This is a genomic window from Arcicella sp. GW822-FHT02H01 (assembly GCF_058802005.1).
Genome location: NZ_JBXANT010000001.1, coordinates 1,629,318 through 1,652,667 on the forward strand (window position 1 = coordinate 1,629,318; position 23,350 = coordinate 1,652,667).

Annotated in this window: 24 protein-coding genes; 7 read left to right on the forward strand and 17 right to left on the reverse strand. The window is 35.4% G+C overall.

Annotated features, from left to right (window positions below):
• Window positions 1–51: 51 nt before the first annotated feature.
• The 6 genes from rlmF to AC1RNE_RS06975 all read right to left on the reverse strand — a co-directional run bounded on the left by rlmF (window position 52) and on the right by AC1RNE_RS06975 (window position 5,554).
• Entirely contained in the window at window positions 52–1,005 is a 954-nt protein-coding gene (rlmF, locus tag AC1RNE_RS06950; protein ID WP_492800296.1) for a 23S rRNA (adenine(1618)-N(6))-methyltransferase RlmF, read from the reverse strand.
• Between the two features lie 167 nt (window positions 1,006–1,172).
• Entirely contained in the window at window positions 1,173–2,417 is a 1,245-nt protein-coding gene (locus AC1RNE_RS06955; RefSeq protein ID WP_492800297.1) for an MFS transporter, read from the reverse strand.
• 57 nt (window positions 2,418–2,474) lie between these two features.
• Entirely contained in the window at window positions 2,475–3,320 is an 846-nt protein-coding gene (locus AC1RNE_RS06960) for an MOSC domain-containing protein (RefSeq protein ID WP_492800298.1), read from the reverse strand.
• 132 nt (window positions 3,321–3,452) lie between these two features.
• The gene (locus AC1RNE_RS06965) at window positions 3,453–4,334 is read right to left on the reverse strand and encodes a TraB/GumN family protein (RefSeq protein WP_492800299.1); all 882 of its coding nucleotides are present in this window, start codon (window positions 4,332–4,334) and stop codon (window positions 3,453–3,455) included.
• 74 nt (window positions 4,335–4,408) lie between these two features.
• A complete protein-coding gene (locus AC1RNE_RS06970) occupies window positions 4,409–5,011 on the reverse strand; it encodes a hypothetical protein (RefSeq protein ID WP_492800301.1) in 603 nt (200 codons plus the stop codon).
• Between the two features lie 42 nt (window positions 5,012–5,053).
• Window positions 5,054–5,554, reverse strand: a complete 501-nt coding sequence (locus AC1RNE_RS06975; RefSeq protein WP_492800302.1) for an RNA polymerase sigma factor — start codon at window positions 5,552–5,554, stop codon at window positions 5,054–5,056.
• A 228-nt stretch (window positions 5,555–5,782) separates the two neighbouring features.
• On the opposite strand from AC1RNE_RS06975, the gene AC1RNE_RS06980 reads away from it, so the two are divergent.
• The 3 genes from AC1RNE_RS06980 (at window position 5,783) to AC1RNE_RS06990 (ending at window position 8,268) form a co-directional block, all read left to right on the forward strand.
• On the forward strand, window positions 5,783–6,085 hold the full coding sequence (locus AC1RNE_RS06980) for a DUF4160 domain-containing protein (protein ID WP_492800303.1): 303 nt from the start codon (window positions 5,783–5,785) through the stop codon (window positions 6,083–6,085).
• Window positions 6,082–6,333 carry a DUF2442 domain-containing protein gene (locus AC1RNE_RS06985; protein WP_492800304.1) on the forward strand — a complete coding sequence of 84 codons (252 nt, stop codon included), beginning with the start codon at window positions 6,082–6,084 and terminating at the stop codon, window positions 6,331–6,333. Before AC1RNE_RS06980 ends, AC1RNE_RS06985 begins: the two co-directional genes overlap by 4 nt.
• Window positions 6,334–6,453: 120 nt before the next feature.
• Window positions 6,454–8,268 carry a serine hydrolase gene (locus AC1RNE_RS06990; protein ID WP_492800305.1) on the forward strand — a complete coding sequence of 605 codons (1,815 nt, stop codon included), beginning with the start codon at window positions 6,454–6,456 and terminating at the stop codon, window positions 8,266–8,268.
• Between the two features lie 281 nt (window positions 8,269–8,549).
• Here AC1RNE_RS06990 and tilS read toward each other — a convergent pair whose 3' ends face one another.
• The gene (tilS, locus tag AC1RNE_RS06995) at window positions 8,550–9,878 is read right to left on the reverse strand and encodes a tRNA lysidine(34) synthetase TilS (RefSeq protein WP_492800306.1); all 1,329 of its coding nucleotides are present in this window, start codon (window positions 9,876–9,878) and stop codon (window positions 8,550–8,552) included.
• 35 nt (window positions 9,879–9,913) lie between these two features.
• Here tilS and AC1RNE_RS07000 point away from each other — a divergent pair, with 35 nt between their 5' ends.
• Both AC1RNE_RS07000 and AC1RNE_RS07005 read left to right on the forward strand, forming a co-directional pair.
• Entirely contained in the window at window positions 9,914–11,650 is a 1,737-nt protein-coding gene (locus AC1RNE_RS07000; RefSeq protein ID WP_492800307.1) for an OstA-like protein, read from the forward strand.
• A gap of 154 nt (window positions 11,651–11,804) precedes the next feature.
• Window positions 11,805–12,452, forward strand: a complete 648-nt coding sequence (locus tag AC1RNE_RS07005) for a T9SS type A sorting domain-containing protein (RefSeq protein ID WP_492800308.1) — start codon at window positions 11,805–11,807, stop codon at window positions 12,450–12,452.
• 277 nt (window positions 12,453–12,729) lie between these two features.
• Here the strand turns inward: AC1RNE_RS07005 and coaE are convergent, their stop codons facing one another.
• The 6 genes from coaE to nusB all read right to left on the reverse strand — a co-directional run bounded on the left by coaE (window position 12,730) and on the right by nusB (window position 16,603).
• Complete coding sequence (gene coaE, locus AC1RNE_RS07010; RefSeq protein WP_492800309.1) at window positions 12,730–13,323, reverse strand: dephospho-CoA kinase; 594 nt, start codon at window positions 13,321–13,323, stop codon at window positions 12,730–12,732.
• Window positions 13,323–13,997, reverse strand: a complete 675-nt coding sequence (locus tag AC1RNE_RS07015; protein WP_492800310.1) for a YbbR-like domain-containing protein — start codon at window positions 13,995–13,997, stop codon at window positions 13,323–13,325. The genes coaE and AC1RNE_RS07015 overlap by 1 nt, the downstream gene beginning before the upstream one ends.
• Before the next feature lie 157 nt (window positions 13,998–14,154).
• Window positions 14,155–14,469 (reverse strand): preprotein translocase subunit YajC, encoded by a 315-nt coding sequence (gene yajC, locus AC1RNE_RS07020; protein WP_492800311.1) that lies wholly within the window; start codon window positions 14,467–14,469, stop codon window positions 14,155–14,157.
• Between the two features lie 39 nt (window positions 14,470–14,508).
• On the reverse strand, window positions 14,509–14,946 hold the full coding sequence (locus AC1RNE_RS07025) for a DUF1573 domain-containing protein (protein WP_492800312.1): 438 nt from the start codon (window positions 14,944–14,946) through the stop codon (window positions 14,509–14,511).
• A gap of 29 nt (window positions 14,947–14,975) precedes the next feature.
• On the reverse strand, window positions 14,976–15,275 hold the full coding sequence (locus AC1RNE_RS07030; protein WP_492800313.1) for a YtxH domain-containing protein: 300 nt from the start codon (window positions 15,273–15,275) through the stop codon (window positions 14,976–14,978).
• Window positions 15,276–15,343: 68 nt separating this feature from the next.
• The gene (nusB, locus tag AC1RNE_RS07035) at window positions 15,344–16,603 is read right to left on the reverse strand and encodes a transcription antitermination factor NusB (RefSeq protein WP_492800314.1); all 1,260 of its coding nucleotides are present in this window, start codon (window positions 16,601–16,603) and stop codon (window positions 15,344–15,346) included.
• Between the two features lie 99 nt (window positions 16,604–16,702).
• Here nusB and AC1RNE_RS07040 point away from each other — a divergent pair, with 99 nt between their 5' ends.
• Together AC1RNE_RS07040 and AC1RNE_RS07045 are read left to right on the forward strand one after the other, a co-directional pair.
• Window positions 16,703–18,484, forward strand: a complete 1,782-nt coding sequence (locus tag AC1RNE_RS07040) for an ABC transporter ATP-binding protein (protein WP_492800315.1) — start codon at window positions 16,703–16,705, stop codon at window positions 18,482–18,484.
• 93 nt (window positions 18,485–18,577) lie between these two features.
• Complete coding sequence (locus AC1RNE_RS07045) at window positions 18,578–19,390, forward strand: ion transporter (protein ID WP_492800316.1); 813 nt, start codon at window positions 18,578–18,580, stop codon at window positions 19,388–19,390.
• Between the two features lie 12 nt (window positions 19,391–19,402).
• Here AC1RNE_RS07045 and porD read toward each other — a convergent pair whose 3' ends face one another.
• From porD to AC1RNE_RS07065, 4 genes are all read right to left on the reverse strand, one after another.
• Window positions 19,403–20,347: a type IX secretion system protein PorD gene (gene porD, locus AC1RNE_RS07050; RefSeq protein WP_492800317.1), complete on the reverse strand. Its 945-nt coding sequence runs from the start codon at window positions 20,345–20,347 to the stop codon at window positions 19,403–19,405.
• Between the two features lie 34 nt (window positions 20,348–20,381).
• Window positions 20,382–21,587 (reverse strand): bifunctional phosphopantothenoylcysteine decarboxylase/phosphopantothenate--cysteine ligase CoaBC, encoded by a 1,206-nt coding sequence (coaBC, locus tag AC1RNE_RS07055; RefSeq protein ID WP_492800318.1) that lies wholly within the window; start codon window positions 21,585–21,587, stop codon window positions 20,382–20,384.
• Between the two features lie 98 nt (window positions 21,588–21,685).
• The gene (locus tag AC1RNE_RS07060) at window positions 21,686–22,009 is read right to left on the reverse strand and encodes a DNA-directed RNA polymerase subunit omega (RefSeq protein WP_323246029.1); all 324 of its coding nucleotides are present in this window, start codon (window positions 22,007–22,009) and stop codon (window positions 21,686–21,688) included.
• Between the two features lie 51 nt (window positions 22,010–22,060).
• Window positions 22,061–22,957 carry an outer membrane protein assembly factor BamD gene (locus AC1RNE_RS07065; protein WP_492800319.1) on the reverse strand — a complete coding sequence of 299 codons (897 nt, stop codon included), beginning with the start codon at window positions 22,955–22,957 and terminating at the stop codon, window positions 22,061–22,063.
• Between the last annotated feature and the right edge of the window lie 393 nt (window positions 22,958–23,350).

Sequence of the window (23,350 nt, forward strand, 5' to 3'; positions counted from 1 at the left end):
AGCTATAAAACTGAATATCAACATCCTAGACTGAAAGCTCAAAGCTTATTACTAACGTTTTGTTTGCCAATCTTGCTGTTGGCTTTTTGTCAGGAATGTCCAAGCAAGTATTCTGCTTACTTTTTGACCTTGTGCCATATCAATGGTTTTTACCTCTAATGCCTTTACTTTTTTTAATAAAGCATATGCTTTTGGCAAGGTGGTTTTCTTGGAAATAAGCGAAGTAAACCATAAGCAATTATTAGCAAACATCGTACTTTCAGTTATCATATTTGCTACAAAAGCTTCTTCGCCACCTTCACACCAAAGTTCATTATTTTGTCCTCCAAAGTTAAGTACCTTATTATTACTTTTCCCTAAATTTTTCCATTTGCGCTCAGTGCCAGCTTTTGCCTCGGCTAAGGAAGCATGAAAAGGGGGATTGCATAAAGTCAAATCAAAGTATTCGTCTTGTTGGATAATTCCTTTAAAAATATTCGTAGCAGATGACTGACATCTGCATTCCACTGTATTTTTCAAAGAATCATTGGCTTCAATAATTGTCTTGACCGATTCTATGGCTTTCTTATCAATATCTGCTCCTACAAATTTCCAACCGTATTCATGGCTACCGATAATGGGATAGACACAGTTTGCACCCACGCCAATATCCAATATTTGTATCTTATTTCCTCTTGGTATATTTCCATTATTGCCGCTAGCCAGTAAATCTGCTAAATAATGAATATAGTCTGCCCGACCGGGGATAGGTGGACAAAGATAATTGCGTGGAATATCCCAATGACTAATACCATAAAAATGCTTTAATAAAGCCTTATTAAGTACTTTCACGGCTTCTGGATTGGTAAAATCTATGCTTTCAACATCAAATTGATTGTAAAAAACAAATTTTGCTAGCTCGGGTAAACTAGCAGTCAATGCCTTAAAATCATATCGAAAACGATGAGGATTTCGAGGATGTAAGCCTGATTTTTCAGAAGTATTTTTTACAGAATCTTTAGTCAAGTTCTTTTAGTAATATTTTTAGTGATTGGTCAATAGTAATTAGGTGTGCTTGTCTAAAATAAGTTAAAATTTATGTCAACCAATTTTAGGCAAGAACAAGGAAGAGGTCACTCATGGCATGACTTTGAGTCATGCCATGAGTATTTTAATCTGCTATTCAGAAAAAATTACAATCTCAAATCAAATAATTCTTTTGAGCGAATCCATACGATGGTTACAATGATTAAGGTCATCGCTCCGCCAAATATTACAGATGGTACTGTTCCCATTACTTTAGCCAAAAATCCTGATTCAAAAGCCCCTAATTCATTAGATGAACTCACAAAAATGCCATTCACAGAAGAAACTCTTCCTCGCATTTCGTCAGGAGTAAAGAAACGTAAAACAGTTTGGCGAATAATAACACTTACGCTATCGAACACGCCTGTAAAAAACAAAGCAACAACCGATAGCCAAATATTAGTAGATACTGCAAAAACCAACGTAGCCAAGCCAAAACCTGCAATCGCTAAGAGTAAGTTACGCCAAGCTTTCCCTAAAGGTGGGATATAAACCATCACAATCATACACAAGACAGCCCCAATTGAAGGAGCGGCTCTTAGAATCCCCAGCCCTTCGGCACCTACATGGAGTACATCTTCTGAATACACTGGTAATAAGGCAATTACCCCTCCGAAAAGCACTGAAAACAAATCTAATGAGATAGCATAAAGGATAATCTTTGTTTTGAAAACATACACGATTCCTTCACGAAGCGAGAAAAAGATATTTACTTTTTGCTCATTTTGCTGAGGAATTGGCGGTGCCGTAATCATAGAAATGAGTATCATTACCAACACAAATAACCCTACCACGCACCACAAAGCATGCGTAAGCCCAAGATAAGCATATAAAAAACCCGCAAGACCTGGGCCTAAAATAGCTCCTGCTTGCCAAAAAGAACTCTGCCAAGTAGCAGCATTAGCAAAAACGTCTTTGGGAATTAAAAATGGATTCAATGAGCTTGACGCTGGGCTATAAAAACCCCTTGAAAAACCAATCAGCATAATTACGCCATAAACAACCATTAACATTTGAGCTTGGGTCAGACCACTCGTAGGATTAGTTGCCCAAATTAACACGACTGAACCCAAAGTAATAAAAGCTAAACTAATTTGCATGATGGTTTTCTTATTTCTACGGTCAGCAAAATGTCCTCCGAACAATGCTAATGAAATATAAGGTAAGGCTTCTGCCAAACCAATTAAACCAAGTGCCAGAGGGTCGTGGGTGATTTTATAAATAGAATATCCAAGAATTACTTCTTGAATGAGCAATGCCATCGTAACAAAACCATTGGCAAAAATGAAGGCTACAAATTCTGGATATTTAAGGGCTTCGTAAGGAGATTGTTTGGGGGATAAATCTGTCATATTTTTAAGTTTGTTCTCATTAATGATTAGCGTAATCCATTTTTCAAGAGAAACCCATTAAGAAATTCCTATTTCAAATTGAGGCAATTTTCTAGTACTTATCACATTGACATTATCGCCAAGCTGTATGGTATCCAACACAGTTACTAGTAAGTTTTGTCCAAACAATACTTTTTTACCTGCCCTTCTATAGGTTGATAATGTATAGAGGGGGTCTTTGCCTGTTTTTTCTCCAGACTCTTGGTCTACCGTCGTCATGATACATCTGCTACATGGCTTCACACCCCAAAAGGTGGTTTTTCCTATCTGCACTTCGTACCAATTATCTTCTTCATAAGCTTCTCCTCCTTTGAAAACTAAATTCGGACGAAAACGATTCATTTTTACACGCTCTTTTAAACGATTATTTAAATCATCTAAAGACGATTGCCCGATTACCAAAAAAGGATAAGCGTCTGAAAAAGACGTTATCTCTTCGCCAGTAATGGCATATTTTTTATCTACCTCTCTCCTACTGTCTTCAGGCATATAAACCAATCTTATGGTCATTGCCAAAGCCTTTGAAAACCATTCGTTGGCTTCAGTGCTTACTTCCAAGGCATCTATGGTATCATCCCACACTTTTACACGCACATATTCTTGATGATTGGGTGGCGTAATACTTACTTTAAGAGGCTCAACAATATCTTTCCTATGGGTAATCGTCAAGAATTCATCATCAATACTAGGCTGAAAAAGCGCTAACTGTGGGAATTGTCTTTGGGTAAGGAAAGTGCCTTCTTCGTTTACTAAAAGCCATCTTCGGTCATTCTCAATGCCTCTTTCGGTAACTTTTGCTTTTTGAAGACTAATGCCTGCGAGCGATTTTACGGGGTAAATCCAGATTTCAGAGAGTTGAAGCATAATATTTATAATTTCCCCCAAAAGTACAAAAACCTGTGGAATTTGATGATTCACACAGGTTTTTGTTTTCTTAAAAAGAACGTAATTCTTCTTCTTACTCTTGTTCCAATGCTTACTTTATCAGCATCTAGTTTAGATTTTAGTTACTGCTTTTACCGTATAACCTTGTTTTTTCAATAAGGTTAATACTCCTTTTGTACCTCCTAAATGCCCCGCTCCTACGCCAAAAAAGGTAGCTTTTTCTTTCATAATAGTAGCCATTCTAGGAATCCAATTGGCGTTTCTGGTTTCGAGCAAATCTTTTTCAAAACCAGCATCTGATGTCGGTGAGTTAGTTATGTCCGACAGCAATGCTTCTATATCTTGTTTTTTATAGTCTTTAATCAGCTGCTTTAATTCCTTCTTTCCATCTGTCCAGTTATCTACCATTTTTACTAGCATCAAATCGGCTTGTTTTTCCATGCCCATTTTATCTACGGCATCAAACTGTTCTTGTACTAACTCAAGCCCTTTTACTTCTTTTTTCTGTTCTTGTGCCATCTTGATAAAAACCTCCTCATAGCCTTGCATTGGGCAACCTAACATACTAGGAATACTCATAGAGCTTAGGATAAAAGGTTTCATGCCATCCATAAAAGCAATATTGGTTTTTAAAGAGTCTTTAAAAAACTTGGCTACTTTGGTATAATCTGCTTCCGACATGATTGTTTTCAACGTCTTACCGTCGGGCATCATCATATTTTTTTGCATTTCTGTCATCATCGACGGGTCATCCATATCGATTTCTAAATAAACTTGCTGAGCTGAGGCAAACTTATTTTTTACAACTTCTGGCAAGAAAAAATCATCTTTACAAATAACATGTATGGTACCAAAAATATAGGAAGGTTGTGAAAGTCCATTGCCTGAAATTTCATACAGTAATGATTTCTCTTCTTTTTGTCCATAAATCTTAGAGAAATATAGAAAGCTAAAGATTAATGAAATGGTAAAGAATTTAATAGGATTTGCCATTGGGGGAATAAATATTAAAGGTTTTGTTTCTTGCTTGTATATAAAATCTTTGTCCGTGTGTGTACCAATATCGCTTAGTCTATGCTCTCTTCTAATTCCGCTAAACAGCTTTTTAGTTTGTCTAGGTGCTGTCCATATACTTTACGGATATAAAATTTAACCCAAAAATAGCCTAAAGGAGAAGTAATTACGGTAATAGCTATTAAAAATGTTAAGGATAATTCTTGCCCTGTCAATTCTACACCCACTACCATTCCATAAAACATCATCGGAAAAATCAGCACATAATTGATAATCATGTAGATAAGTATAAATTTTGAGCATTGTTCTACTGTAATACGTAACGAAGTAATTAAGCTTAATCTTGTTTCAAAGGCTTGCAGAGAACGATATTCAAACCAAAAGACAGCTAGCGTAACAATAGTAGTAAAAGTTAGGATTGAGCAAATATATTTATGAAAAACAGGAATATCGGTAAAAAAAATAAAGTATAGGAAAATGGGGATAAACAAAATGCTTATGCTGAACTCAAACATCATGTTTTTTTTGAGTCTTGCTATCACATCATTTGATTTACCCTTCATCATCATTGAAAACTCATCGTTTTCAATCACTTGAGCAGACATATTTTCAAGGGATGTTTGTTGCCAAATATTTTTTAATTCGTCTAATTCCATCTTTTGTTTTGGAGCATAATAGTTTTTACAATAGTTGTGAAACTATTTGGCATTAGCCATCAAAGTTCTTAGTTTTTCACGTATTCTAGTCATTTTTACTCTTACATTATTCTGACTAATACCGATTATCTCAGCAATTTCTTCGTTGTTCTTTTCTTCAAAATACAGCATAATAATAGCCTTTTCAATTTCAGATAGTTGGTCGATGGCCTGATACAATACCGTTAGTTTTTCTTCAATACCATAGTCGTACTGACTGTCTGAAATATTGGTAATTGTTTCCGACAATTCTACTCGGATAGGTTTTCTACTTTCTTTTCTAAAATCAGAAATGGCGACATTTAGTGAAATTTGATATATCCATGTTGAAACCTTTGCTTCGTGCCTAAACTTCGGAAAAGCTTTCCATAATTGAATCACAATTTCTTGAAACAAATCTTTACGGTCATCATGGTCACGACGATACATCCCGCACACTTTATGCACGATGCCCTGATGGATTTTGATTAATTCAACAAATTGATTTTCTACTATTTGGTTCAATACATTGGAGGTTTTGAATGATTAGTCGAACGAGCATTCTAATAATTACATAAAAAAGAGATTATTTTTAATAGTTGTAATTGAGTTCTGTCCTTGTTGGAGTTATTTCGGGAAGGTCAACAAAGGCAAATAATACAAAATCTAACATATTGTATCTATTTTAAATGGAAAATAACATTAAATTGCATACATAAAATCGCCAAAGATTGACAATAAAACTTCTACAAAATGCCTAAAATTTTAGAATACTTTGGATTTATTTTCTACTTCTATTCGAACGAACATTTACCAATCCATGTTCATGTGTCATACAATGAATATGAAAGTGTTTTCGAGCTTTTATTTGAAAATGGAAATTTAGTTTCTATAGAACATCGAAAAGTTTCTGGTATAGAGTCGTTGCCTGAAAAACAAAGAAAAGAAGCATTGAAAGTTGTAGAAACGTATTCGTCCTACATTACTAATGCTTGGATGGACTATTTCGTTTTAAATAAAAAGACAAAAAGTAAAAAAATCACAAAAAAAGTATGAGCATTAGTGTAATAAAAGCTGAATATATAGACGGACTTATACTGAATATTACTTTTTCAGATAATAGTCAAAGAAAAGTGGATTTCGAACCATTTTTAACGGGTAAAGAACATGCTATCTTTAAGTTTTATAGAAAAGTAAAAAACTTTAAGCGCTTTAGTGTTGAAAATGGCAAACTAGTTTGGGGAACCAATTGGGATTTAATATTTCCAACATCTCAGCTTTATAATGGACAAGTTCTAGTTTAAAATTACTTACACAACATTTAAAAAAAACCACATAAAATAAAACGCATACCTACTTCAATCTCTCTAAGATTTTGTTTAAATTGAATGATTCTTAATATCTCTAAAAGTCAATTCAAAATTATGCAAAAGCTACTCATAACCTGCTTATTATTCCTCACTTTCTTATCTAATGCTCAAAAACGAAAAACCCCTGTCCCTGACCGATTTGCGGGTTTAGATACTGCCTTAAACCATATTCTTGTAGACTGGAAAGCACCAGGTTTTGCAGTAGCCATCATCCAAAAAAACAAAGTGGTATATGCAAAAGGATTTGGCTACCGTGATTATGAAAATAAGTTACCTGTTACACCGAATACTGTATTCGCAATCGGTTCGTGTACAAAAGCCTTTACGGCTTCGCTGATTGGTCTTTTACAGAAAGATGGCAAACTGGAATTAGACAAGCCTGTGAGTAATTATTTACCTGAACTGAAGTTCTACAACGATGATATGAATAATAAAATCACCCTTCGTGATATGATGACCCATCGTACAGGACTTCCCAGACATGATTATTCTTGGTATTTTTCTCCTACCTCTCGCGATAGCATTTTAACACGTATTCGTTTTTTAGAGCCTTCTACTGGTATTCGTGAACGCTGGCAATACAATAATTTCATGTTTGCGGCTCAGGGTATTGTAGCACAAAAACTCACTGGCAAAAGTTGGGAAGATAATATCAAAGAGCGTTTTTTTAAGCCGCTAAATATGACAAACTCTCATTTCTCTATCAAAGAATTTGATAAAAGTAGTGATGTGGCTAAAGGGTACGGATTAAAAAAGGATAGCTTGATTTATCGTTTAGATTATTTTAATATCGATGAAATGGGCCCTGCGGGTAGTATTAATAGTAATGTATTAGAAATGGCGAATTGGGTATCCGCTTGGATTAATGGTGGTAAATTTGAAGGGAAAGAAATTCTATCTCCTCAATATGTTACAGATGCGATTTCTTCTCAGATGGTCATAAACGGTGCTTTGCCCAGTAAAGAAACCCCTGACCTCCACCTATCTACTTATGGATTTGGGTGGCTTCTTTCCTCCTATCGTGGACATTATCGGGTAGAACATGGTGGAAATATTGATGGTTTCAGTGCCAACACCTCTTTTTTCCCGAGTGATAGTTTAGGTATTGTTGTGCTGACAAATCAAGATGGTTCTGCAATTCCTACGCTTGTGCGTAATGTCATTGCCGACAAAATGCTCGACCTTAAATATTATAATTGGAGTGGACAACGGTTGAAGTCGTATAAAAAAGCCATCAAAGAGTCAAAAGAAGCGCAAAATAAACCAACAAGCAACAGAAAAACGAATACAAAACCTTCGCACAGCCTTACCGACTATACTGGTATATTTGCTAGTGATGGTTATGGGAAATTAAATGTCAATCAAAAAGGCGATTCATTGTTTTTACAATCGCCCAATCATAAATGGTGGCTTTCTCATTATCATTATGATACTTTCTTGAATTTTGACACTAGATATGGCATTGATACGACGAATAAAAGTTCTATATTTTTTCAATTCAACACTGGGGTTAACGGTGAGATTGAAACATTATCAGCCATAGGATTGGAACCTACTATCGGTAAACCAGTTGTATTTAGTAGAGTGATTCCTATCAAGCCTATTTCGGCAGAAGAATTGAAAAAGTATGTAGGGGAGTTTGATTTAGGAGGTGTTACGATTAAAACGTATGTTAAGAATGATAAAACGCTCTATGTCTTTATCCCCGGTCAGCCAGAATATGAATTAGCCTCTATTGGCAATCATAAATTTAACCTTGTGAAGCTGAAAGGTTATAGTGTTTTGTTTGACATAACGCCAAGCCTCGAAGTGACTGCGCTTACTTTTGTTCAACCAAATGGTAATTTTAAAGCGACTAAAAAGAAATAACATAAGTCATCCCGAATTTTAAAACAAAAAGCGGTCGAAAACTAATTTAGACCGCTTTTTAAATTTATGGATAAAGATTATAGTTCCGTTAGGAACACTATATCGGTAGCCTCATTGTACACAGCTCTCCTTCAAGCCCCATCGGGGCGAAATGTTTCACCCCGATGGGGCTTGAAGGGACTAATAGTAATAAATAGGTGCTTCTACCAATATTTCGCCTCTATGAGCTATTTTGTCAAACTTTCCTACTTCAACTCCACATTCCACACTCAAAACTCCATTTACTTTACTTCCATCAAACAAACCTTAGTAGTCTTTTCAGTTACCTTAAATCTATCATCAATTCTAAAGCCAATTACCCAAACTATCGAACCGTTTGATGTAAGCAGGTATACTTCTTTTTTCAAGTTCAAAGGTACTTTTTGGTCAATCAGGAAATCACTGATGAGCTTTTTTTTATTCATTCCTAGCGGGCAAAACCAATCACCTTCTTTCCACTTACGTAGCTGTAACGGAAAGCGAACCTTGTCGGCATCCAAACAAGCTAATTTTTTAGCCGTAGGCACTACAAAATCTTCTTCTATTTCTGTAAACTCACCAATGTTCAACATTCTATCGCCAAACTCCACTACTACATTATTTGTCTCAATGGTTTTGCTTGTAAAAGCCTGTAGATTCTTCGGGGTAATTACCAGTTCTGTACGGTCTTTTACCAAGGTATGTGTTGGGGTAAGAAACATTTTGCCTGCTTCTTTATCAAAAGCTTCAACAATATCCTGACTTTGTTGATAGCTAAAATTGTAAGGTTTTAACAATTCTGCTAGTTTAATCACAGGTTGCGAAAGCGTTTGAATGGCTTTATAATTCACATAAACTGCCTGTGAATCTGACCAAGTGATTTGCTTTCTGAGCATTTCCATTTCTTGTTCAAAAATATCTTCTACTGCCGAAATTCTTTCTATGGTTTGCTGAATGGTATTTTCAAGATTTGGATTGATTTGTTTCAACAAAGGCACTACTTCATTACGAATCAGGTTACGTTGGTATTTATTAGATTCATTAGAAGAATCTTCACGCCAGATAATCTGATTTTCTACGACATATTCAAAGATGCTTTCTTTTTCAGCAAACAACACTGGACGAATAATATGACCGTTTTTTACCCTGATACCATGCAAGCCCGCTATGCCTGTTCCTTTGGTCAAATTCAATAATACTGTTTCGAGTACGTCATTCTGATGATGCGCCGTAGCGATGTAGTCAAACTGATGTTGGGTTCTTATTTTTTCAAACCATTCATACCTTAAAATACGCGCAGCCATTTGCGTAGAAATCTTTTCATTTTCAGCAAAATCAGTCGTTTGAAAGGTAGTTACGTAAAAAGGTACTTTGTATTTAATAGACAGTTTCTTCACAAACATTTCATCTTCATTTGATTCCTCGCCACGAAGTCCAAAATTGCAATGGGCAATCGCAAAGTTAAGTTTTGCTTTGCTGAAAAGGTCGCACATCACGACAGAATCCATACCACCACTTACCGCTAAAAGTACTTTTTGAGACGGTTGAATAAGATTTTGTTTGTTAATAAACGTTAAAAACTCGTTGAGCATGATTTTATTTGGCTAATTTTGCAAGCACAAGATTTATGAAATATTCCACAAAAATACATCAAATAAAAGTAATTCCAGAATCGATGAAAGCATTTGAAATAGTCAAATCCATTTCCAGTACTTTATCGTATATTTTTATAGGATTAATTTTATCGTTTTTTACTTTTTTTTCAGCTAATGCCCAAACTGCTGGTGGAAGCCAAGTAGATATCATTAAAGCCGATAGTTTGATTGGTCAGAACCAGCCATTTATGCAAATGAAGAAGCTGATTGGCAATGTCGCCTTGCGACAAGGCACTACGCTGATGTATTGTAATCTGGCTATTTTGAACGAAACAACGAATATTCTTGAAGCTTACGGAAAAGTAAAAATTATTCAAGCAGATACTGTTACGATTACTGGTGATACTGCCTATTATTTCGGTAATGATAGAAAAGCAATCATCAATGGTCATGTGAAGTTAGACGATAAAACAATTTTACTTACTACCAATAAGCTAGATTATAATCTAAACACTAGCATTGCCTACTATAATACTGGCGGTAAAATCATTGATAAAAAAAGTACGCTGACCAGTAGAGAAGGCTATTATAATACTGTTACAAAGCTATTTGATTTTAAAACGGATGTTCACGTTATCGACAAGGATGGTAGCCTAACGGGAGATTCGTTACGGTATAGCACCTTATCAAAAGAAGCTTTTTTTATAGCCCCTACCTTGGTTGTTAATAAAAAAGATACCACTTATGCCAACCCCGGTAGCCAGTATAATACTGTCACAAAAATTTCGAACCTAAAAGGGCGGTCAACTGTAAAAACGGAAGATTATACCATGACGGCCGATACGATGATTTATGACCCACCAACCGAAATTGGTATTGCGATTGGGAATATTCATTTCGTCTCGAAAAAAGACAAGGCTATCCTTACGGGCGACCGTGGTAGATATGCTAAGAAAACTGGGGTTACTAGAGTATTCGGACATGCTTTATTGAAGAATGTTTTTGAGAATGACACACTTTTTTTAACGGCAGACACCTTGGTTTCATTGGATAACAAGGAAACCAAAACGAAGAAAATGTATGCTTATAAAAGAGTCATGATTTCTAAAAGTGATTTTGCCGCAAAGTGCGACTCGCTGAGTTATAATGTTTCAGATTCAACCATTTATTTTTATCAGAAACCTATTCTCTGGAATTTAAAAAATCAATCGGAAGCTGATTCAATCAATATTTTGCTGAAAAGAAATAAAATCAGTGTGATGAATATGAAGGGCAAGTCTTTCGTGATTGCCACAGATACACTAGCTAACTATAACCAGATTAAAGGCCGTAAAATGGTGGTTAGGTTTACAGATGATTCTAAAATTGAACGTGTGAATGTGGAGGGAAATGGGGAAAGTATCTATTACGCAATTGATGAAAAAAATACCCTAACTGGGATGAATAGGGTACAATGTGGGAAAATGAATATGAATTTTGCTAAAAACAAGATATCTCGCATAGCTTTTTTAGCTAAACCAGATGGTAAGTTTATTCCGCCCAAAGAAGTAAAAGAAGACGATAAAGAGTTGGATGGATTCAGATGGCGAATAAACGAAATGCCTAATAAAGCAAGTATTTTAGCAAGAGTTGCACGTCCTATTATTACCCCTCCATTAACTGCTTCAAAGGATTCTATCTTGATAAAAAAGGTAGAAAAAAAGATAGAAAAGAAAATTAATGAATTGCCGCATAATAAAATAAACAAAAAATCGTTGCCGAAACTTTGAAAATTGAACTTTTTTAATATATTTTTGTTCTATAAATAAAATATTTAAAAGCAAAAGCAACCTTTCAAACGATTTTTAGGTCTATAATAAAATAGAGGCGTAAAAATATTTATCAATTGATTAATGTTGTCTTCATAAAGAAATACTAAATGAGATGAAACCTATACTCTTTAATACAAAAGCTTGGTTAATTTGGGGATGCTTGATATCATCGATATCAGGGATTGCTCAGACTACTGAGAATCGCTACAAAAGTCGCTTGGATGTTAAGCCAAAGCAAAAGACTATGAGCCAGATTACAAGTTCGTCATCTTACAAAAAGATGCCTTTCTCATATTTCCAGCCATCGCATCTTTCTCTTGATAGGAATGTAAACTATCAGAGTGCTGCCATTAGTCAGTATTTTACTAATTCGTTGATGGTACAAACGCCTAAAAATTACGCTGTAAAAAATGATTCTCAAGTGGTGGCATCAACAACATCTATAGAGACCAAAGTAGAAGAATCTTTTAGTGCTGACGATAAACTATTCAATAACGACAAAATATCTATCTGGAATATTTATCCTAATCCAGCAGACGATATTGCGACGATTAAATATAGTATTTCATCCCAAGTAAACGAAGTAAAAATCACATTTTACAACGTTTTGGGGAGTGAGATTAAAGAAGAAGTTTTAGACAAAGATGCCTCAAGAAAAGAGATTTCTACCAAAGACTGGGGAAATGGCATTTATTTATATCAACTGTCTGCTGATGGCAGATCACTTGTGACCAAAAAACTTTTGGTTAGACACCAGTGAATAGAAGCTAAAGAGTAACAAATATGAATCATCCCAAATTTTTTCTAACAAAAGCGAGTTTTAGATGATTTTTGAGCTTTTGGAATTTATTCTCGTCCTTACTTTTTGCCTTGATGCAAAAAGTAACAAAAAAATCAAGAATTCCTAAACTCGCTTCGCTCAAACAGTAGGAATTCGGTGTACATCAATCATAAAAAAGCGGTCGAAATTAGTTTTTCGACCGCTTTTTTATGATTTTAAAATTCGGGATGACTCATGTTTTTCCCCTGAGCCTTTATTATTGTCCTGCTGTTAGTTCTTTATACAAGGCTAATACTTGGTCTAACAAGGGTTCTTTCTCGTCGTTATTAATTACAAAATCAGCAATTTTCAATCTTTCACTTTCAGATATTTGTCTGGCAATGATGGCTTCAATTGCTTCCTCTGTACGTCCGTCTCTTTCCTTTACACGCTTTATTCTTAGGGCTTTTGGAGCATCTACCACAATTACTTTATCAAAGGCATTTCCATCCCCCGCGGCTTTCATGAGTGCAGCTTCATACAATACAAATGAATCTTGTTGATGTTCTTCAATCCATGTTCGGGCATCTTGCCGAACTGCTGGATGTATTAGTGCATTTAATTGAAGTAGTAAATCCGCATTATTGAATACTTGCGAAGCTACCCATTCGCGGTTGTATTCACCACTGGCAGTGTAAGTATTTTCTCCTAATAATTGAATAATCGAATTTTTGAGCGAAGTATCATGAGCGACAAGCCATTTAGCACGTGTATCGGCTTCATAAATTGAGATACCTAATATAGAAAAAATCTTACACACAAGACTTTTGCCCGAACCGATCCCCCCTGTAATGCCAATTACCTTTGTCATTATTTCAATAATTCTTCAACCTCAAAACTTACATTGATTTTATTCTTGCTAGTTTTCAACATACCGTTTTTAGCAAAAGGCAACCCTATTTCATCATCAAAATTATCTTTAATCTGTTGCCCAGGCACCTTGATATAAATCGTGCTATCCATGTCTTTCAACATAGATTCTGGACCTTCTATCGTCAATATTCTCGGGCTAAGGTTAATCACACTAGAAACTACGTAATGCTCTTTCAAAGGAATATGTAAGCTATCTATTTTTAACGTAAATTCTTTCTTGATTTTCCTGTCAAATTCAAGTTCAAAACGGTCGGCTACTATATAGTTTACCTGTACATCTCTGATATATTCAGCAATAGAATCTGTCAGCATGCCAGTATTCAAAAACTTAGTCTTCAGAGGCTTAGTGATAGCATATTGAATAGGCGTTTTATTAAAAGCAAATGACTTGCGTAATAAATCCCATCCGCTACCAGAAACATTGACAGAAATTTTTTCAGGAAGTGGCTGAGTTGGTATGTAAAGAGAATCGTCGTAAGTAATACGAATAGGAAAGGAAATTTTTTGTGAATAGCCTTCTTTGTTCAAGGCATTCATTATCCAAAAAATAATAGCAGCTAATAGGCTCACTATTACAGCTTTGAAATCAGTTTTTTTAGGAGCGGGTTTCATCTGAAAGAATTTACAAATTGAAGTTATCTCAAAACTATCATGCCTAATGTACTATAGTTTTAAGCCAATGACATTACGCAGATATTTTAAATACTAAAACTATCGTGCCTAACATCTCATCGTTTTGAGGTAACTTCAATTAGGGAAATGACAAATTTTATTCGCCAATCTGTGCTGAAGAGTCTTTAGAAATGGCTGTTTTCAAAAATACCATTCTTACTCCTTTGCTTGAATCTACTTCTAATACAACTGTTTTTTCTCTTACAGAAGTAACAGTACCGTGCAAACCACCAATCGTTACTACTTTATCGCCAGCTTTTAATGCATCAACATATGATTGTTGCTCTTTCTGTTTTTTTTGTTGAGGACGAATCATGAAAAAATACATGACAACGAACATACCACCAATTAATAAAAGAGAAGATGCACCACCTCCACCGAGCATTCCTTGTAATAAAATACTGTTAAACATATTTGTTTTTTGTTTGATTAAATATTCTTTGTGGTTTTACTATTTCTTTAGTACTTCTACTTTAAAAGAAAAAGTGTTTTCGGCAGGAGTTGTATTAGCTATCGCTGTTACTGTTTTACTCAGCTTTCCTTCTTTGCCTTTACTATCAAATTTCACCTTAATAAAGCCTTGCTCACCCGGTTGAACTGGGGAAGTAGAGTACGATGGCGTAGTACAACCACACGATGCATTTACACTACTTAGCACTAATGGCATATTACCCGTATTTCTAAATTTATAAATGTGAATAATGGTGTCGCCTTGTGTAATTACACCTAAATCTACCGATTGTGAATCAGCTTGCATCACAGGGAATTTATCACTCGTCGGTTTATATGCAGATGCAGAGTCTGCCATTGTCTGGCTATCGGTCTTTTGTTTATTTTGACAAGCAAAAAAAACACTAATACCCAATGCCAAAATGATTGCTTTTTTCATACGATGAATATTCAAATTAATTTCAAAAATTAGGCTTTAGCTTTAATCTGACTCATCATGCTTTCTACATCTTCTAATAAACGTTCTGCTTTTTCACGTGCCTCGTTTACAACTTTCTTACCTTCAGTTTTGGCCATTGTTTCAGGGATTTCTTTTCCATCAATCAAATCTGAAATTAAACCTTGTAATTGGTCACGATACTTTTGAAGTTGATAAAACAGTTTGTTACGGGTATTTTCTCCTTTATCAGGCGCATATAAAATTCCTAAGGCAGCTCCAACGGCAGCGCCAGTCATGAATGCCCAAAATGTTTTTGATGATTTACTCATTGTATTGCAAGTTATCGGTTAAAAAATCAAATTTATAGATTATGCCTGTGGCGTTGTTCAAATAACCATTATTTATTATCAATCAATCCTCGTCCCGACTTTCTGATGATTCCTTCTTTCTGTAATTTCTGTGAAAGTACGTCTAATAAACCATTGATAAACTGTCCTGACTTTGGTGTTGAATAGTTTTTTGCCAATTCAATGTATTCGTTGATTGATACTTTTACTGGAATACTGGTAAAATGAATCATTTCTGCCAAACCCAACTTCAAGATAAGCATATCTGTCATCGCCAGACGGTCGCCTTCCCAGTTTTGTGTTTGGTCTGTAATAATTTTCTCATAAGATTCGTCATTATCCAGCACATTATTAAAAAGGTCTACGAAATAATGCTTATCGTCGTCCCAATTTAATGCCAAAGGCTGTAATGTTAAATCTTCCACTTTTTCAATCTTAAAAGTCTTTACACAAAGGCTTTTAAGTACATCCTTATTTTCGTTCCAATTTAGGTCTTTTTCCTCAAAATAATCAGCAATCAGGTGATGTTTCAGTATGAAAGTTTTTACAAGATACTGAACCAACGCCAAATCTTCCTCAAAAGTATGTTTTGTTATACGAAGGTACGACTGGAAAGTAGTATCAGGCAAGATTGCTTCTAAGAAAAGTTTACGCAAAAGGTTTTGGTCTTCTTCTCCCCACTTAGCATTGCTCCTGATAATACCCGTAGTAAACATCGGTAAATTCTTCAAGGCCATCAATACTTGATTTCTCGCTAATCTTGACGTACGGTGGTCTGTTTCAACCAAACGACGTTGCTCATCCCAAACAGCAATCTCAGTGATTTCCAACAACAATTGAAGCATTTTCAGATAAGCATCATATACTCCTTCCACCTCCGCTACCATGTTATCAGTAATCGTAGCTTTGTCTTTTTTTACATAACTTTTATATGACTCCAATGCATATCTTGCTGCATTTTTAGCCTCAGCAGGAATGGTATCATCTGTCGATTTCAGATTGAATAGCTCCTCAAAGCGCTGTTCAGCCAACTTACGCAAAGCATCTAGCTTTAGCATTTGTTGCTCTTTAGGAATCATTAAGTCAAGATTTGGGAGAAAAGAATCAGCAATTTGGTCAAATGCTAACTGATAATCAGCACGTTCCGCTTGGCGGAAGGCATAAAGGCTTTGAAATGCCTTTGTTCGGAGAAGTCGTCTGTTTACCATTGGGTAATTTAGAAAGAACGTTTTGGTAGTGAAGCTTCGGTAAAGTAATATTACTTTATCCAAAGAGGGTGCAAAATTAGTATTTTTTAAAGAAAAAAGCATTATTCAAGCACAAAATTTTCAATATAAATGATAATTTTACTGAATACTAAAAGTGCATAATGGATGAAACCTTTACTTTCCTCCGTTGGTTATTGAAATATGAAATCCCTAAAGCATCTCAACCAATACTTTCTCAAATATAAATGGTACCTTATTCTAGGTACACTTTTCACATTCATTTCCAATCTTTTTGGTGTAGTTCCTGCTCAAATTGTACGCTATGCGCTCGATTTGGTCAAAGAAACCATCGATTTATACTTTCTGTATGATGGCTTTGCTTCGCAAAAAATGGTCTATGAATTCTTCGCCTTTTCAATCTTGTTGTATGGCTCATTAATCATGATTCTGGCTTTATTAAAAGGATTTTTCCTTTTTTTAGTACGCCAGACACTCATCGTAATGTCCCGCCATATTGAGTTCGATTTAAAGAACGAAATCTATCAGCATTACCAAACCCTTCCACTGAGTTTCTATAGAAAGAACAATACTGGCGATTTGATGGCCCGTATTTCAGAAGATGTCAATAAAGTACGTATGTATGTTGGTCCTAGCTTAATGTATGGACTGAACCTTATATCAGTGTTTATTCTAGTGGTTTGGTACATGCTTTCAGTGAACGAGAAACTTACTTGGTATGTATTATTACCTGTTCCTTTTCTATCGGGTAGTATATACTTTGTCAATACCATCATCATGCGAAAATCTGAACAGATTCAAGCAAACTTATCTAAGATTTCTACTTTTACACAAGAAGCCTTTTCAGGCATTAGGGTATTAAAGGCTTTTGTACAAGAAGAACCCTCAACGATAGCTTTTACCAAACAAGCCAATGTTTATCGCGAAAAATCATTAGATTTAGTAAAAGTTGATTCATTGTTTACTCCTCTGGTTTCGGTATTGGCAGGTCTTAGTTCTGTGATAGTAGTATATGTGGGTGGCTTAGAGGTAATGGCTGGCAGACTTACCGCTGGAAGCATCACCGAATTTATTTTGTATGTCTACATGCTGACATGGCCAATGATTGCCTTGGGCTGGACAACCTCGCAAATACAACGAGCGGCCGCTTCTCAGCAAAGAATCAATGAATTTTTGAAGATAAAAACTGATATTGTTTCTAAAGAAGACATTAATCATACCATTGAAGGAGCTATTGAAATGAAAAACGTTAACTTCACTTATCCAGATTCAGGGATTGTGGCTTTAAAGGATTTCTCAATGACGATTAAGCCGGGCGAATCTATTGCTATTTTAGGCACTACAGGCTCAGGAAAAAGTACAGTAGCCAATTTGCTTTGTAGAATGTATGATGCCTCGGCAGGAGAAATAAACATTGACAGCTTGCCCATCAAAAGCTTGAATGTAAATATGTATCGTTCACAAATTGGGTATGTGCCTCAAGATGTTTTCTTGTTTTCAGACTCTATCCGAAACAATGTTAGCTTTGGAAGTAGTGACATGACTGAGGAAACCATCATCAAAGCTGCCAAAGACGCTGATTTATACAATAATGTGATAGATTTTCCTGAAGGTTTTGATACGGTTTTAGGAGAAAGAGGTGTAACTTTATCTGGCGGACAAAAACAACGCTTATCTATTGCACGTGCCATTGCGCGTGAACCAAAAATCTTAATATTAGATGATTGCCTTTCAGCTGTAGATACCAAAACTGAAAACCAGATTTTGAACAATCTACAGGAAATTATGAAAGGCCGTACATCAGTGATTATTTCACACAGGGTTTCTTCTGCTAAATTAGCAGATAAAATCATCATGCTCGATGATGGAAACATCATAGAACAAGGTACGCATGAGGAACTGATGAATGCCAATAATGTGTATAGAGAACTTTACGAAAAACAATTACAAGTGGAAGAAGTATGAGTTGTGAATTGTGAGTAATAAGTTTAATATACAAGCGTCCTTTATTTTATATATGCTTATTAGTTTTATAATTTTATAAAATCATTTTATCGAATGAATAGCAATTGGTCAAGAAAAGAAATCTATAACGTACTGGAAGTAACACGAGGTAAAAAAAGCAAGGCTTCGTTATTTTTTAACTCCATTTTATTAACAACGATTTCTCTGAACACCTTCGCTATCATTTTGCATTCAGTAAAAAGCCTAAGACATGATTTTGTCACTTTCTTCAGTGACTTTGAATACTTCTCCGTTATCTTCTTTACGATAGAATATTTCGTTCGACTGTGGGTTTGTGTTGAGAATGAAAAATATCGTCATCCTCTTTGGGGTAGAGTTCGTTATATGTTTTCAGCAGGGGCGTTGATTGATTTATTAGCAATTATGCCTTTCTATCTATCTAATTTCACGTCAGATACTAGTTTAATCAGGATACTTCGTTTATTCAGAATTTTCAGGTTATTCAAATTTTCAAGATACGTACATGCCTTAAAAGTAATTGAAAGTGTATTTAAAGACAAACGAGAAGAGCTTATCTTAAGTTTTGTGTTTTTTATCTTTACGCTACTGATTGCATCTTCTACGATGTATTATATCGAAAACCCTGCACAACCCAACGTTTTTTCAAGTATCCCAGCTACGCTTTGGTGGGGCGTTACTACTATCACTTCGGTAGGATATGGAGATGCTTATCCCATTACACCACTTGGAAAATTATTAGGAGGTATTGTTGCAGTAGCAGGGGTTGCGATGTTCGCTTTACCAACGGGTATTTTTGTCTCAGGCTTTAACGAACACATAAAATCTTCTAAACAAGATAAAAAGGACTTTAAGTTTTGCCCGCATTGTGGCGAACAATTATCTTAAAGTCCTTTTGTTTTATTTACTCAGTTTTCTGTATGCTTCAGAATTATTAGGGTCAAGCGAAGTAAGCAATGGCACTATCTTTTTTCTTTCATCAAGCGGAGCATCGCCATAGATATTCAATAATTCCGTAGATTTTGCTTCAAAGAAAAGGCGATACCAAATTTGCCCTGGGCGGTTCTGAATTACCTGCTTAATGGTATTCAAGTATTCCGTAATCTGTTTTCGGCTACCAGCAGGGTCATTCGCATAATTATCCATCGCAACGCGATGATAGGTATAGAAGCCCTCACGTAGGCTCTGTAGCTGTTGATTCAACATATTTTCCGCTACCCAATATCTACTCCGAATATCATTTGAAGACGACCAACCTCCGCCAGCATTTTGTGCTAAATTCACTACGTTCAATGCTTTCTGAGCGGCATTGATACCTCCCATTTTTTCAAAGGAATCATAATCGAAAGCCAAGGCGATATAGGCATAAAAGGCTAATATCTGGGTTAGGTTGTCGTTATAATTATTATCATTATAAGTAAGGGGTGTGCCTGAGATATATTTGAATACGAAGTTTCTATCTACATAATTTAAAATGACGGTTTCATAAGCAGAGCCATATACTGGGCGAGTAACCTGAAAACGAGCGTTGGCTTCATAGTCGCCTGTAGCAGTGGCTTTGGTAATAATCACGGCTAGCGAACAATTGATTTTTTCTTCTGGAGCAAAATTATCATTTGTCCAACGGCGATTGTTCATAAATTCTTGCATGATATTTTGCAATTCGGTATAAATCTGGGTAGCACCGCGCTGTTCATTTACTTGGATTTGGTCTGTAGAAATGGTTACTCTACAATTAATTTCTTGGGCTCGTAGCGGCTGTGACAAAGCCAATATTCCCATTACAGCCATCACCGAACAAAGTGTATATTTATAAAAAGTATAATATGTAATGCTATTTTTCATCAATGTTATTTTTCGAAATTGATTCATTTACTTTCTATTCACTCATCATGGTATTGATGATGGCGTCTATAATGTCTTGAGCAACATCTTGTTTTGATTTTAAATCAAACTCAATGATGCTATCATCTTTTTTAATAATGCTTATCTTGTTAGTATCATGCCCAAAGCCTGCCCCTGCGTCTTGTAGAGAATTCAAGACAATCATATCCAGATTTTTAGACTTGATTTTTCCTTTTGCATTCTCAACTTCATTATCTGTCTCCAAGGCAAAGCCAATCATTAATTGGTCTGAACGTTTCTGTTTCCCTAAGGTTTTGGCAATATCGGTGGTCTTGATAAGCTCTATACTAAACGTATCTTCTTTCTTTTTTATTTTCTTATCTGCCACCACCGCAGGGGTATAATCAGCCACGGCCGCCGCCAGAATAATGATGTCTGCTACTTCAAAATTTGCCTGCGTAGCAACATACATTTCTTGTGCTGAATGTACTTTGATCAAATTGATACTTTCATCTGTTTTTTTCAAAGCTACTTGTCCACTTACTAGCGTTACTTTTGCGCCAGCTTTGGCTAACTTATTAGCAAGGGCATAACCCATTTTTCCAGTAGAATGATTGCTGATAAAACGAACAGGGTCGATAGCCTCTTGGGTTGGCCCAGCGGTAATCAGTATATTTTTATTGGCTAATACAGGATTGACAGAGAAATGTTTTTGCAGGACTTCCAGTAATTCTTCGGGTTCGGCCATACGCCCATCTCCTACTAAGCCACTGGCTAATTCGCCATAGCCTGCCTTGATAATGTAGTTCCCATATTCAGTCAACTTAGCAAGATTTGCAATCGTACTCGGATGTTTGTACATATCCAAGTCCATCGCAGGTGCGAAATATACATCACATTTAGCCGAAAGATAAACCGCAGTAAGCAAATCATCACAAATGCCATTCGCACATTTTGCCAACGTGTGGGCTGTTGCGGGGGCAATCAGTATCACATCTGCCCATAAGCCCAAGTCAACGTGATTATTCCATTGTCCAGTTTCATCTTTTACAAAAGCCGACAAAACTGGATTTTTTGAGAGTGTCGATAATGTAAGCGGTGTAATAAATTCTTTAGAGGCTTCTGTCATTACAATCTTTACCTCTGCTCCTTCTTTCACCAAAAGCCTAGTAAGTATCGCAATTTTATAAGCAGCAATGCTACCCGAAATACCTAATAATATTTTCTTGCTTTTAAGCATCTTATTCAACACTGGTTTATAGATACAAACTTAATCAAAATCAAAAAGGTCAAATGTAAAACATCTGACCTTTTTGATTAATAATTAATAGAAAACTCCTAGTCTTCCGAACCTTCATCATGTTTTGGCAAAACGAAAGTGAATTTATCTTCCATAAATTCGTCGATTGCTAATGACGTTGGCTTTGGCAAACGCTCATAGAATTTTGAAATTTCAATTTGCTCACGGTTTTCAAAAATTTCTTCTAAGTTATCTACTGAAGAAGCAAACTCTGATAATTTATTGTTCAATTCTTCTTTAGACTTCAAAGCAATTTGTCTTGCACGTTTCGAGATGATTGCTACGGCTTCATACGTATTTCCGCCTGCTTTAATAGCTAGTTTATCTACGTCTCTGGTAATGATTGATGGATTCGTTGCCATATCTTTGGTTGTTCTACTGTTTCTTGTTAAATGTTTTCAATAAAATACTGATTACTTCTGTTTGTCGCCAGCACCCACTTTAGCTGTATTAGATTTCTCTTTGTCTCTAGCAGCTTTGTACTCGGCTTCAAGTTTTGCAATTCTGTCACTTTCTTTAAAGCTGATGTCGTATAATTTCTCAGCTTTTTTCAAGAAGTCACTCTTTGGATATTTATCCACTAAATCTTGATAAAACTTAATAGCATCATCAAAACGCTCTTTTTGTTTACTTTCGATAGTACTCTGAGCCAAATCAAATTGTGATTGAACTTTCAAGTACGCTAGCTCTTCGTTATAATCTGAATCTGGATAATCTCTCTGAAAATTGTTGATTTCAATCACAGCAGACTTCAAAGAAGCAATATTGAATTCACTAGTTTTATAGTAAAGTTTTACTTTTTCGTAAGACTTCTTCTCTAATTTCTTTCTTAGCTCCTTAATCAAATCAGACGTTTCTTCTCTAAACTTGCTGTCTGAGTAGTTATTAATAAAGTTTTGCAACTCATTAATGGCTGTAATCGTCCCGCTTTGGTCAAGATTGAACTGCGGAGAGTTTTTATACAATGAATAAGCAGACATATATACTGCTTCCTCATAATATTCGCTTCTCGCAAAAGTTTCAGCAAAACGTTTGAAATGGAAATTTGCCATTTCATAATTGCCTGTATGATAATCGCAATAAGCTTGATAAAACGTAGCGATTTCTTGTTGGTCTGTTCCCGTTAAAATTGGTAACAATTCCTCGAAGAGTATGCTTGCTTTGTCGTATTGACCTTTCTTGAAAAAACGAATAGCGGCGTCATACTTTTTCTTCTCATCAGTCATCTTTCTGATTTTTTCGAAATTGCTACACGCACTGAGGGTCAAAGCAAACAGTATAAATAATAAAAATTTGTGAGTTCTCTGCATAAGTTCGCAAAGTTAAGTAATTTTTGGGAGTTTGAAAATCAATACTTGTATTTGTTAATCAGAAATTAAGCAAAGTCAAATTTCGTCATTAAAAAGACCGTAATCATTAGTATTCAATAAGTTTTAACGAATTTTAACATATAATCTTATTCTGTTAGGCTAATAGATTTTATAAAACAGACAGTTTTGCCTTTTTAACATGGTTTTATGGCTATATTTTTCCTGACTTAGTTTTTTTTATTCGTTATAAATGGAAGTTACAGTTCTATAGAGTTCTCTTTTTTTCAGCTTATCACCTACAACAAAGTACAAGTTTATATCACTAATTTAATATTTTCGGGTTTATCATTCAGTACAAATCACGGCAATATTACTTTTAGGTGAAAAGTATTA

Coding starts and splice junctions, on each gene's coding strand:
- AC1RNE_RS06955 (WP_492800297.1), bottom strand. CDS start 2,417: ATGACAGATTTATCCCCCAAACAATCTCCTTACGAAGCCCTTAAATAT.
- AC1RNE_RS06960 (WP_492800298.1), bottom strand. CDS start 3,320: ATGCTTCAACTCTCTGAAATCTGGATTTACCCCGTAAAATCGCTCGCA.
- AC1RNE_RS06965 (WP_492800299.1), bottom strand. CDS start 4,334: ATGGCAAATCCTATTAAATTCTTTACCATTTCATTAATCTTTAGCTTT.
- AC1RNE_RS06970 (WP_492800301.1), bottom strand. CDS start 5,011: ATGGAATTAGACGAATTAAAAAATATTTGGCAACAAACATCCCTTGAA.
- AC1RNE_RS06980 (WP_492800303.1), top strand. CDS start 5,783: ATGCCTAAAATTTTAGAATACTTTGGATTTATTTTCTACTTCTATTCG.
- AC1RNE_RS06985 (WP_492800304.1), top strand. CDS start 6,082: ATGAGCATTAGTGTAATAAAAGCTGAATATATAGACGGACTTATACTG.
- AC1RNE_RS06990 (WP_492800305.1), top strand. CDS start 6,454: ATGCAAAAGCTACTCATAACCTGCTTATTATTCCTCACTTTCTTATCT.
- tilS (WP_492800306.1), bottom strand. CDS start 9,878: ATGCTCAACGAGTTTTTAACGTTTATTAACAAACAAAATCTTATTCAA.
- AC1RNE_RS07000 (WP_492800307.1), top strand. CDS start 9,914: ATGAAATATTCCACAAAAATACATCAAATAAAAGTAATTCCAGAATCG.
- AC1RNE_RS07005 (WP_492800308.1), top strand. CDS start 11,805: ATGAAACCTATACTCTTTAATACAAAAGCTTGGTTAATTTGGGGATGC.
- coaE (WP_492800309.1), bottom strand. CDS start 13,323: ATGACAAAGGTAATTGGCATTACAGGGGGGATCGGTTCGGGCAAAAGT.
- AC1RNE_RS07015 (WP_492800310.1), bottom strand. CDS start 13,997: ATGAAACCCGCTCCTAAAAAAACTGATTTCAAAGCTGTAATAGTGAGC.
- yajC (WP_492800311.1), bottom strand. CDS start 14,469: ATGTTTAACAGTATTTTATTACAAGGAATGCTCGGTGGAGGTGGTGCA.
- AC1RNE_RS07025 (WP_492800312.1), bottom strand. CDS start 14,946: ATGAAAAAAGCAATCATTTTGGCATTGGGTATTAGTGTTTTTTTTGCT.
- AC1RNE_RS07030 (WP_492800313.1), bottom strand. CDS start 15,275: ATGAGTAAATCATCAAAAACATTTTGGGCATTCATGACTGGCGCTGCC.
- nusB (WP_492800314.1), bottom strand. CDS start 16,603: ATGCTTTTTTCTTTAAAAAATACTAATTTTGCACCCTCTTTGGATAAA.
- AC1RNE_RS07040 (WP_492800315.1), top strand. CDS start 16,703: ATGAAATCCCTAAAGCATCTCAACCAATACTTTCTCAAATATAAATGG.
- AC1RNE_RS07045 (WP_492800316.1), top strand. CDS start 18,578: ATGAATAGCAATTGGTCAAGAAAAGAAATCTATAACGTACTGGAAGTA.
- porD (WP_492800317.1), bottom strand. CDS start 20,347: ATGAAAAATAGCATTACATATTATACTTTTTATAAATATACACTTTGT.
- coaBC (WP_492800318.1), bottom strand. CDS start 21,587: ATGCTTAAAAGCAAGAAAATATTATTAGGTATTTCGGGTAGCATTGCT.
- AC1RNE_RS07060 (WP_323246029.1), bottom strand. CDS start 22,009: ATGGCAACGAATCCATCAATCATTACCAGAGACGTAGATAAACTAGCT.
- AC1RNE_RS07065 (WP_492800319.1), bottom strand. CDS start 22,957: ATGCAGAGAACTCACAAATTTTTATTATTTATACTGTTTGCTTTGACC.